8 protein-coding genes are annotated in these 10156 nt (G+C 34.7%); 1 reads left to right on the top strand and 7 read right to left on the bottom strand.

The window, feature by feature from the left end:
- Positions 1-156 precede the first annotated feature (156 nt).
- Positions 157-2610: a PA14 domain-containing protein gene (locus BW929_RS03650; protein ID WP_076544021.1), complete on the bottom strand. Its 2454-nt coding sequence runs from the start codon at positions 2608-2610 to the stop codon at positions 157-159.
- A gap of 227 nt (positions 2611-2837) precedes the next feature.
- Here BW929_RS03650 and BW929_RS03645 point away from each other — a divergent pair, with 227 nt between their 5' ends.
- A complete protein-coding gene (locus BW929_RS03645) occupies positions 2838-3710 on the top strand; it encodes an AraC family transcriptional regulator (protein WP_076544020.1) in 873 nt (290 codons plus the stop codon).
- 61 nt (positions 3711-3771) lie between these two features.
- On the opposite strand, the gene BW929_RS03640 is transcribed toward BW929_RS03645, so the two are convergent.
- The 6 genes from BW929_RS03640 to BW929_RS03615 are packed head-to-tail and all read right to left on the bottom strand — an operon-like array spanning position 3772 to position 10144.
- Positions 3772-4908: an amidohydrolase/deacetylase family metallohydrolase gene (locus tag BW929_RS03640; RefSeq protein WP_084566076.1), complete on the bottom strand. Its 1137-nt coding sequence runs from the start codon at positions 4906-4908 to the stop codon at positions 3772-3774.
- A gap of 25 nt (positions 4909-4933) precedes the next feature.
- Positions 4934-5908 (bottom strand): ABC transporter ATP-binding protein, encoded by a 975-nt coding sequence (locus tag BW929_RS03635; RefSeq protein WP_076544018.1) that lies wholly within the window; start codon positions 5906-5908, stop codon positions 4934-4936.
- Positions 5908-6936 carry an ABC transporter ATP-binding protein gene (locus BW929_RS03630; protein ID WP_076544017.1) on the bottom strand — a complete coding sequence of 343 codons (1029 nt, stop codon included), beginning with the start codon at positions 6934-6936 and terminating at the stop codon, positions 5908-5910. Before BW929_RS03630 ends, BW929_RS03635 begins: the two co-directional genes overlap by 1 nt.
- Positions 6937-6946: 10 nt before the next feature.
- Positions 6947-7411: a RidA family protein gene (locus BW929_RS03625; protein ID WP_076544016.1), complete on the bottom strand. Its 465-nt coding sequence runs from the start codon at positions 7409-7411 to the stop codon at positions 6947-6949.
- Between the two features lie 3 nt (positions 7412-7414).
- The gene (locus BW929_RS03620) at positions 7415-8536 is read right to left on the bottom strand and encodes an aminotransferase class V-fold PLP-dependent enzyme (RefSeq protein ID WP_076544015.1); all 1122 of its coding nucleotides are present in this window, start codon (positions 8534-8536) and stop codon (positions 7415-7417) included.
- Between the two features lie 12 nt (positions 8537-8548).
- On the bottom strand, positions 8549-10144 hold the full coding sequence (locus BW929_RS03615) for an N-acyl-D-amino-acid deacylase family protein (RefSeq protein WP_076544014.1): 1596 nt from the start codon (positions 10142-10144) through the stop codon (positions 8549-8551).
- Positions 10145-10156: the final 12 nt, after the last annotated feature.

The raw sequence follows: 10156 nt of genomic DNA, 5'->3' as shown, positions 1-10156 counted from the left end.
TTTCCTTATTCAATTTTTTTAAATCTAAAAATTGAACTAAACCCATCACTTACAGTTTTTCACTATTTTCTTTGCCTATTTTGCAAACACCTATTAAATTAATTTTTATATTAAATGGTTAAAACCATTTAATTAACAAAACTAAGTTTATAATAATTATTTTTCATCTATTATTAATTTTCCAGTTGGTTCAGTATGCTCTACTTCTATGACCCTATCATTTAGAGACAAACCTTTTTTCCAATTAAAGCGGAATTCACCCTGTTTTGGATCGATAAATTTAATTTCTTGTTCATCTATATCCAAATAGGAATTGCTTATCTGGTCAATAAAACTTTTAAATGATTTAAACTCATCATCATTAGCTGCTCTGATCATCCAGCTATTTTTTCTGCCAGAAGATTTTAATTCTCTGCCCTGGTTAATTCCATCTTTAACTAAATTTAATTTATGGGCAGCTGTGATAGCAAAAAATGCATTATTCTTACGGGCAAAGTAATAATTATCCTTTTCCAAATACTCATCAAAAGCATAAGCTGGAAAATAAGCATGGGTAAAATCAACCGGATGGTCCTCCCCAATGTCAAAAAGTAAAAACTGAATATTTTTATACTGAGACACCTTTGGCAGGTAACCATTTCCAGCCCAGTATGCTGGTCTTCCAAAACCAATTTCAACATTTTCACCTGGATGATTAATCCAGCATAATGCTTCAGCATCTATAGTTAATTGACTGACATGCTCCTGATAACCCTTTTTTGCTGATTTGAAATCTATTGCCGAAGTTAATAAATAATCTTTTGTTTTATAGAGATATAGATCCACAAAATTATTTTTCCCCTGAGTATTTTTAAAGATTAGACCATTTTTCTCATTCCAATCAACATATTTTTTTAATTCAGGATCTGGTTTATAATCAGATAAGCAGTAAAGAACCTGGGCATTTGTAGCTTCATTTAAATAACCAACTCCCCAGGAAACTCTGCTGACTGCATTAGTATAATTTACATATCTCCCTTTAAGCTCTTTTTCATAGCTTCTGCCGTGAGAACAGGCCATTAACCCATGATGACTATTATAAGCAATCAATTCAAAAGTCATATCTATAGCCTTTTCTGCCTGAATCCTTAAATTATCATTATCTGCTAATTCATAAAGAGCAAAAAATCCTATTAAGTCTATTGGTAAATAGGCGGTAGAATTCCATTCTGAAAAACCTTCTGCAAAAAATCTTTTAAACCACTCATTAAGTCTTTTTTCTGCCCTTTTAAAATGTTCTTCTCCAGTAATTCCAGAATTAGAAAAACCTTTTTCAGGAAAAATCTGACCAGCAAGCAGTTCAGATACATGAAAAAGCAGAGCGTGATTCTCACTAAAATACCACATAACATCACTGCCTTCTTCGTCAATCCAGTATCTAAAACCTCTTATAACTTCTTCGGCATAGTTCCAAAAAGCATCATCAAAAACTTCATCTTTATATTTAATCCATAACCAAAGTATGGGTACTAAATAGAAATCACTACAATCTTTCCGTTTTTCTATACCATTGAGTTCATTTAATAATATTTTTTTTGCCTTTTTTAGCTCTGTCTTCTCAGATATCATTGCCAGAGCCTTTTGGGCAATTGATTCGCCATGTTCAATAATAAATTTCAAATTATTTTCTTTCCTCTTTTTTAAACTATCCGCTGGAGGAAAAAGAAGTTCTTTTTGATGAATTTGTAAGGTCAGATGTTTACTTATTGTCAGATTATCAGCTATTAAGGCGGTTATCTTAAAATGATTGAAACCCATAGGATAATCTTCTACACTGCCGATTTCAATTTCTTTTTTATTTTTTGGCAGAATAACTTCTCTTACAGTCTGATCAATGAAGTCTACAAAATCACCACCAGCACTAATTTTTAAATCTAAATTTTCAACAAAAGAATGGGAAAAATGTAATTTAATTTTCCCCTCTCGGTAAGTATCTACTTTAAAATGAGCAGACTGCAAAAACTTTTCAAGGTCTTTAGCTTTTCTCAAATCCTTTTCTGCTTCTATAATTTGTTTTATTTTTATATCATTTTGAGATTGTAGAGCAAAATAATATAAAGTATCTCTTTCTGCCAGATCATTAAAAAACACCTGGAATTTATGGGAGCCTTTATCTAAATTAATTGAAAACTTCTTGTTTTTTTCAATATTACGAGCATAAGGTCTGAAATCAACAATCTCTTTTCCATCAATCCAGATTTTAATCCCTCCACATGTTTTTACCTTAAATTTATATTCTCCAGTTTCGGGCACTTTAATTAAAGATTCAGCCCAGCTTTCCAAATATGTTGGTATAAACCAAAAACCAGATCTTTCCACCTTAGGATTTCCAAAGGGAAAATAAATATTTTCTGCTGCAGGATTATTGCGTAAATTAATTTCTCGATCTTCATATTCAGCTAAAAATTCTTTTCTACAAGGATACTGATGAATAGAAAAACCTTTATCCAGCCAGGAATTATCTATTTTAGCTTCCATCGTATCTGGATTTGAATTATAATATTTTTCTTTTAGTTTTGATATTTTCCAGTGATTTAAATAACCATCTTTTTGAACTGTATACTCTAACAAACTAATAGATTCTCCTTTCCCCAAAGCAATTTATTTTCTTAATTATAAATTAACTCCTATTAATTTTTTTAATATTATTTTGAAAAATTTTTTGTTTTAATTATCCGAAAATTCATTCTGTAATTAATTATATAACAATAATTTTTATTCTGCTTTGAGTTTTCTGCTTTAAATATTGCAAATCTTTAGGTATAATAAAATTAAACTTTAAAACAGGGGGAATTCCAATGAGTGATAAAGATTGCTATTTGAGTAACAACCTTTTAGAAGTAACTTATAAAAAATCCAAGGAGATATCTGATTCCGATAGATTTAATATGCATCTCCATGATTTTTATGAGCTATTTTATTTTTTGGAAGGTGATGTTACCTATTATATAGAGGGACATGCCTATGAATTAGAAAAAAACACTCTGCTAATTATGAATAACAGAGAACTGCATAAACCAATCTTCAATCAAGATATACCATATAAAAGAATTGTTATTCACTTTTTTCCCTGGGTTTTATCAAAATATGACTCCTATGATTTCAACTTATTGGAATGTTTTGAAAATCGAAAAGAAGCACACCATAATAAGATCTATGATCAGGATCAAAAAATTTTTAATTACTTTAAAAAAATAACTAAATACGCGGAACAGAAAACTGAAGAATCAGAAATAATGATTGAAACTATTTTTGTTCAGCTTTTAATTTTGATCAATAAACTCTTTACGCAAAAAGAAAAGAACGAAGGTAGCACTATAAAATATAATGAAAGAATTCTAGATATCATTACTTATATCAATAATAATATTAACAAATCTCTCTCTCTGGATTTTTTGTCAGATAGATTTTATTTAAATAAATCCTATTTATCCCATATTTTCAAAAAACACACCGGTGTTTCGATTATTCACTATATACACTACAAAAAAATAATGACCGCTAAAAGGCTATTGCTTGATGACAATAGCTGCAGTGAAGTTTCCTCTCAATTAAATTTTGGTGATTACTCAACTTTTTACAGAGCCTTTAAAAAAGAAGTTGGAATTTCACCCCAGGAATATCAACAAAAACGTTCAGCTATAGAAAATTATCAGTTTTTCAATGATTAATAACAAATTATATTAATATTTTTCAAAAAAAAACCCACATTATAATGTGGGTTGAATTAGTTTATTCAATTTTAAATCGAGAATCCGCCTCATAAACCTTAGACCCAATCATAGTCTTAACTGGTCTCAAATAGTTATGAAGAATTATCCTGTTATTATTTGAATCAAAAACTTCAAGTTGACATTCTTCTTTTCTAAAAACCGTAAACCTGGCCTGAGAATTATAAAATTCACTTTGAAAGGAATCAATTTTTAAGATATCAGCAGCATTAACTGTTACAGCCTCAATAATCTGTTCCAGATTCATACCCAATTCCATTAATTTAGACATGGTTAAACTTAAATCCCAGACAGGTCCATTAATATTTTCTGTGTGCAGATCTGTACTGATAGTATCCGGAAAATAACCAGCTGCAAAGGCTTTTCTGGCAACCTCAAAGTTAAAACTTGCAGCCCCGTGTCCTACATCAAACTTAATTCTCTTTTCTAATGCCTCTTTATATTCTTTTAAAAATTCATTATTACGATAAATGCCCCAGCGCTTACCATGATAAATATGAGTAACAATATCCCCTGGATCTAAATAAGGTAAAATATCTTCTAATAAAGGTAAAGGCTCACCAACATGGACCATTAAAGGAAGTGATACTTCGCGGGCTGCTGCTTTTGCCAGTTTAACAATATCAGAATTCATCCCCTGTAAAATGACACCACTTGCTCGTAATTTTATTCCTCTAATATATTCTCTGTTTGCTTCAACTCTCCGGTATAAATTGTCAAGATCAATCATTTCTAAACTATTAAGTTCACTTATCTGATTTGATTTTATCAAACCAGTAGAACCGAGATTAATAAAAGCATAAATTGGATAATTACGCGGCTCAATAATATATTTTTTAAATCCTAAAAAATTAGCCTCTCCTGCGCTCCCGGTATCATTTAAAACTGTCACACCAGTTTTTGGTCCAATTAAATCAGGATTTAAACCCAGATTCGAAACACCATAATAAATATGAGTATGGAGGTCAATCCAGCCCGGGGACAGATAATTCCCCTCCAAATCCAAGATCTTTAGTTCAATCTCGTTATTCGTTGGCTTTTCTCTAATGCAGCCCTCTTGATCCAAATAAAATTCATTGATATTCTGCAGGCTTTTATTAAATCCGATTAACTTAAAATTTTTTATTAAAGTAGTCATCTTAACCTCCCGCTGCATTTTTGGCTTAGTTATTTAATAAATGACAGGCTGCAAGGTGCCCATCACCATATTCTTTAAACTCAGGTTCAACTTCTGGACAGGGTTCAAAAGCCTCAGGACAGCGGGGATGGAACCTGCAGCCCGAAGGAGGATTAACAGGTGAAGGAACATCCCCTTTTAAAATAATTCTATCTTTTTTCTTTTTCGGATCTGCTTCAGGTATTGCAGATAAAAGTGACTGAGTATAAGGATGCATTGGATTTTTAAATAATTCCTTTTTGTCAGTTAGTTCCACTATTTTACCAAGATACATTACTGCTACTCGATCACTAATATGTTTTACCACACTTAGATCATGAGCAATAAATAAATAGGTTAAACCATATTCTTTCTGTAAATCCTGCAGTAGATTAATAACCTGAGCCTGAACTGATACATCAAGGGCAGATACAGGTTCATCTGCAATTATTAATTTAGGATCAACTGCTAGGGCTCTGGCTACACCTATCCGCTGCCGCTGACCTCCAGAAAACTCATGCGGATAGCGGTTCATATATTCTGCTCCCATCCCTACATTCTCCAAAATCTCTTTTACTTTGCTGTACTTTTCTTCTTTACTGGTAACAAGCTTATGAATAACAAGCGGCTCACCAACAATATCAGCCACAGTCATTCTCGGATTTAAGGATGCATAGGGATCCTGAAAGATAATCTGCATATCACGCCTGAGTAACCTCATTTCCTTTGCATCCAACTCCATTACTCTTTTGCCCTCAAATACAACATCTCCAGCAGTCGCTTTTAAAAGACGAAGAATTGTTCTACCGGTTGTTGACTTACCACAACCTGATTCTCCTACCAGACCGAGTGTTTCACCTTCTTCTACCGAAAAAGAAATATCATCAACAGCTTTTACCTGGGCCACAGTTCTCTTAAATATTTCAGATTTCACCGGGAAATATTTTTTTAAATTCCTTACTTCTAATAAGTTATCAGCCATTAGTCTAAAACACCTCGATCCTCGTAAATTCTTTCTCCTCTTTTTTTAATCTCCTCTAAGTCTCTGTATCTCCAGCAGCGAACGAGATGTCCTTCACCTGTATCCTCTAATGGGGGTTCCTGGTCATAACACTTCTCTTCAGCCAGAGGACAGCGGGTGTTAAACTTACAGCCTTCCGGAAAATTAAGAGGAGAAGGTACACTACCTGGAATTGCTTCCAAGCGGTCAACATCCTTATCTAATTTCGGTATTGAATTCATTAATCCCCAGGTATAGGGATGTTTTGGATCTTCAAAGAGTGGGTATACATTTGAGTATTCTACTACTTTACCGGCATACATAACTGCTACTCGATCTGAAACTTCTGCAATTACCCCTAAATCATGGGTAATCATCATAATTGCCATACCATAACTTTCTTTTAAGGAGTTCATTAACTCTAAAATTTGAGCCTGAATAGTCACATCAAGCGCTGTCGTCGGCTCATCTGCAATCAATAATTGAGGATCACAGCTTAAGGCCATGGCAATCATTACCCGCTGTCTCATCCCACCGGATAGCTGGTGAGGATATTCGTCTACACGCTGTTCGGGGAGAGGTATCCCCACCTTCTGCAGCATCTCAATTGCCTGCCGTCTGGCTTCTTTTTTGTCTACACTTTTGTGCAGCATAATTGCTTCCATAATCTGATTTCCAACAGTGTAAACAGGATTTAAAGAAGTCATCGGCTCCTGGAAAATCATTGAAATATCATTACCGCGAATTTTTCGCATTTCTTTTTCAGATATTTTTGTTAAATCTTTCCCTCTGAAAATAATCTCTCCGGCTTCTATTCTTCCGGGAGGGGATTCGACCAGCCGCATGATTGATAAAGAGGTAACACTTTTACCACAGCCTGATTCGCCTACAATACCCAGAGTTTCGCCGGGATAAATCTCAAAATCAACCCCATCTACCGCCTTAACTACACCTTCTTCTGTATAAAAGTAAGTTTGTAGATTTTTAACTTCTAGCAGTTTTGCAACCATTTTTTACACCTCAATCACTTTTTACTTTAACAATCATTTCTAATTCAACTGGAATATCATCGGGCAGAACAGAGGTACCCAGAGCTGCTCTGGCATGACGTCCTTTTTCTCCAAAAATTTTAACCAGCAGCTCAGAAGCTCCATTAATTACCTTTGGTTGCTCCAAAAAATCATCTGTACTATTAACAAAGCCTCTTAATTTAACTATTTCTTCGATTTCATCGAGGGAGCCAACAACTGATTTTACAGCTGCCAGAGCATTCAAACAGCACTGCTGAGCAGACTGATAACCTTCATCTAGACTCACACTCTCCCCAACTTTTCCTATATGAATAAATTTTCCCTTACTAATTGGACCCTGACCAGAAACATAAACTAAATCATTAACCCTTTTGGCAGGAATATATTCAGCAATTGGGGCTGGTGTTTCCGGTAATTCTAATCCTAGTTCTTTAATCTTTGCTTCAACACCCATAAACTACTCCTCCTTTAAAACTTCTCTAATTTTTCTCAGCACAACTTCTTCTTCTCCCTGCTGTAGCATATGTGGATTTATTAAAAGGTTATTTTTGTCAGATTCTACAATTACTATTGGCTCACTTTGAGCCAGCTTATCTCTAAGTTCTTCCTTATTAAATCCTAAAATTTCTTCTGCAACTGAAATAAATAAACGTGGGATTGAAGCAGGTTGAGTCAGCGGTTGATCCGGGTAACCAAGCTCTATTTCAAAACCATCAATATCTTTTAGATTTTGATAAAGATAGTCGGCCTGTTTCTCCCAGCACTTCATTCTTTTATCCTGATCTTCTGCTAAATAAAGTTCAATAGCTGTGGTTAAACCAATTATAGTTTCCTTATCTAATTTCATTGGTCTGCCCAGAGCATGATTGGGATACCCATTTGCCCTACATTTATCCAGAAGTTCCTGCTTACCTAGCATTAAGCCTGACGATTGAGGTCCTCTTAAATCTTTTCCCCCACTAAAAAGAACTATATCTGCTCCCATTTTTATGAACTTTGTTAGATTCTCTTTTGGGGGCAGTTCAGCAGCAGCATCAATAATCACAGGCAAATTATATCTATGAGCAATTTCTATAACTTCATCCAGTTCTAAAGATGAACGAAACAGATCCGACTGAACAAAGAAAAATATACCAGCAGTTTTTTCTGTAATAGCTGCTTCCAGCTCCCAGCCAAAAGTTTCAATGGCATTCCCTATTTCTACAAATTTACCTCCGGCCGTAAGCACAGCCTGATCATAAGGATTACGGTGGGATTTCATAACGATGAATTCATTTTTTAATCCTTCACTCAAAGGTAGCTGCCTTGCAAGATCTTTATTATCTCCAGCAATACAGGCCGCTGTAGACAGAGCAAGTCCTGCTGCTGCTCCTGCAGTAATTAAAGCTGCTTCGACTCCCAAAAGATCTGCAATATACTGACCACTTTTACTCAAGAGCTGGTCAATATCTACAAACTGTCTGGAAGCTTCTTGCATAGCAAGTAAAACTTCTTCTTTCATCAGTGAACCGCTGTATTTGGTATAGGTACCAGCAGCATTAATAATCTTTTTTACTCCCAGCTTATTATAAGTTACCATAATCATTCTCCTTTAACTTAAGATTAATTTACCAGCTCTAAGCTGCTGGTAATTACCATTTAAAACCGCAGTTTTACCATTAACTATAACTGCCGAAATTCCATCAGGATATATATCAGGTTCAGAAAAAGTAGGAGATTTGATCTGATCCAGATCAAAAATAACAAGGTCTGCAACTTTATTTTGAGCAATAAGTCCTCTATTTTTTAGGTTAAACTTCTGTGCAGGCAGTGAGGTCATTTTTCTAACTGCTTCCTCCAGATTAAGCACTTTTTTATCTCGAACATATTTACTTAAAACTTCAGTATAACTGCCATAATTTCTTGGATGAGGATTGCCAGATCCTAAAATACCAGAATTGGATAGCGAAACTCCATCACTGCTGATCATTAAAGCATAATACTGCATAAAATTAACTACATCATCTTCACTTAAAGCTCTGGAAATCCAGTCTCCTGCCAGATATTCTGTCAGCATATTAAATAACATATCTACTGGTTCTAATCCTTGCCTGTCAGAAATCTGTTTTAAAGTCATTCCTTCCAGACTGTGATCAGCAGGATAATTAGCTATAATCTGATTTTCAGCTCCACCTCTCCGCTTAATATTTAACTTTACAATATCTCTTAATTCAGCCTGAACCTTTTTATCTTTTAGTTCTTCCATTGCCTTCTGATTACTTTTATTACTTAAAAATTCATTTGGCAGTACATCACTGGCCATCAGGCCTCCGGTTGCAAGGTAAGGGTACTGATCTGCTGTTATTTCGACTCCCCTAGTTCTTGCTTTTTCGATTAAGTCCAGCACCTGTTTTGAACGTCCCCAAACATCAGGACCAAACGCTTTCAGATGAGAAATTTCCAGTGAAACTCCAGATTTTTCACCAATACTAATAATTTCCTTAACCGCCCTGATAAAGCCAATACTTTTAACTCCTTCATCTCTAATGTGACTGGTTAAAACACCATTTTTAGAACTTACAACCTCAGCCAGAGCAATTAATTCAGCCTGAGGAGCAAAATTACCAGGTGAAAAATAAAGCCCGGTAGACATACCTCTGTAACCCAGCTTAAGTGCCCGAGCCAGAATTTCTTTCATTTTCTCCAATTCAGCAGCAGTAGCCTCTCTATTTTCCATACCCATTACATAGGATCTCAGAGTGCCATGACCCAAAAGCGGTGTTAAATTAACTGTTTTTTCTACTTCTGAGAGAGCTGCTGCAAACTCCTCCACATTCTCCCAGCCTGGCTGATAACCATAACTAAAGCTCTTAACCTGATCAGCCGACAACTCATTATAGGGCGCCCCACTGATTCCACAGTTTCCAATCACTTCTGTAGTAACACCCTGCCGTAATTTGCTCTGAGCATTGGAATCAAGAAAAAAAACAAAGTCCGAATGACTGTGAACATCTATAAAACTGGGAGTCAAAAATTTATTCTGGGCATCAATTATTTTTAATGCCTGATAATTTTTCGCTTTTATCAAAGCATTGTCCTTGAAAACTTCAAGGATTTTATCTCCTTTAATCACTACTCCCCCATAATACCAGGGATTTGAAGTGCCATCGATTATTTTAGCATTTTTAATAAGCAGATCAACTTTCATTTTTTTCATCTC

Source organism: Halanaerobium kushneri (assembly GCF_900156285.1).
Classification (GTDB): Bacteria; Bacillota; Halanaerobiia; order Halanaerobiales; family Halanaerobiaceae; genus Halanaerobium; species Halanaerobium kushneri.
Note: the sequence above shows the minus strand (reverse complement) of the source record. Positions and strands in the feature narration are given on the sequence as shown.

Coding starts and splice junctions, on each gene's coding strand:
- BW929_RS03645 (WP_076544020.1), top strand. CDS start 2,838: ATGAGTGATAAAGATTGCTATTTGAGTAACAACCTTTTAGAAGTAACT.
- BW929_RS03640 (WP_084566076.1), bottom strand. CDS start 4,908: ATGACTACTTTAATAAAAAATTTTAAGTTAATCGGATTTAATAAAAGC.
- BW929_RS03635 (WP_076544018.1), bottom strand. CDS start 5,908: ATGGCTGATAACTTATTAGAAGTAAGGAATTTAAAAAAATATTTCCCG.
- BW929_RS03630 (WP_076544017.1), bottom strand. CDS start 6,936: ATGGTTGCAAAACTGCTAGAAGTTAAAAATCTACAAACTTACTTTTAT.
- BW929_RS03625 (WP_076544016.1), bottom strand. CDS start 7,411: ATGGGTGTTGAAGCAAAGATTAAAGAACTAGGATTAGAATTACCGGAA.
- BW929_RS03620 (WP_076544015.1), bottom strand. CDS start 8,536: ATGGTAACTTATAATAAGCTGGGAGTAAAAAAGATTATTAATGCTGCT.
- BW929_RS03615 (WP_076544014.1), bottom strand. CDS start 10,144: ATGAAAGTTGATCTGCTTATTAAAAATGCTAAAATAATCGATGGCACT.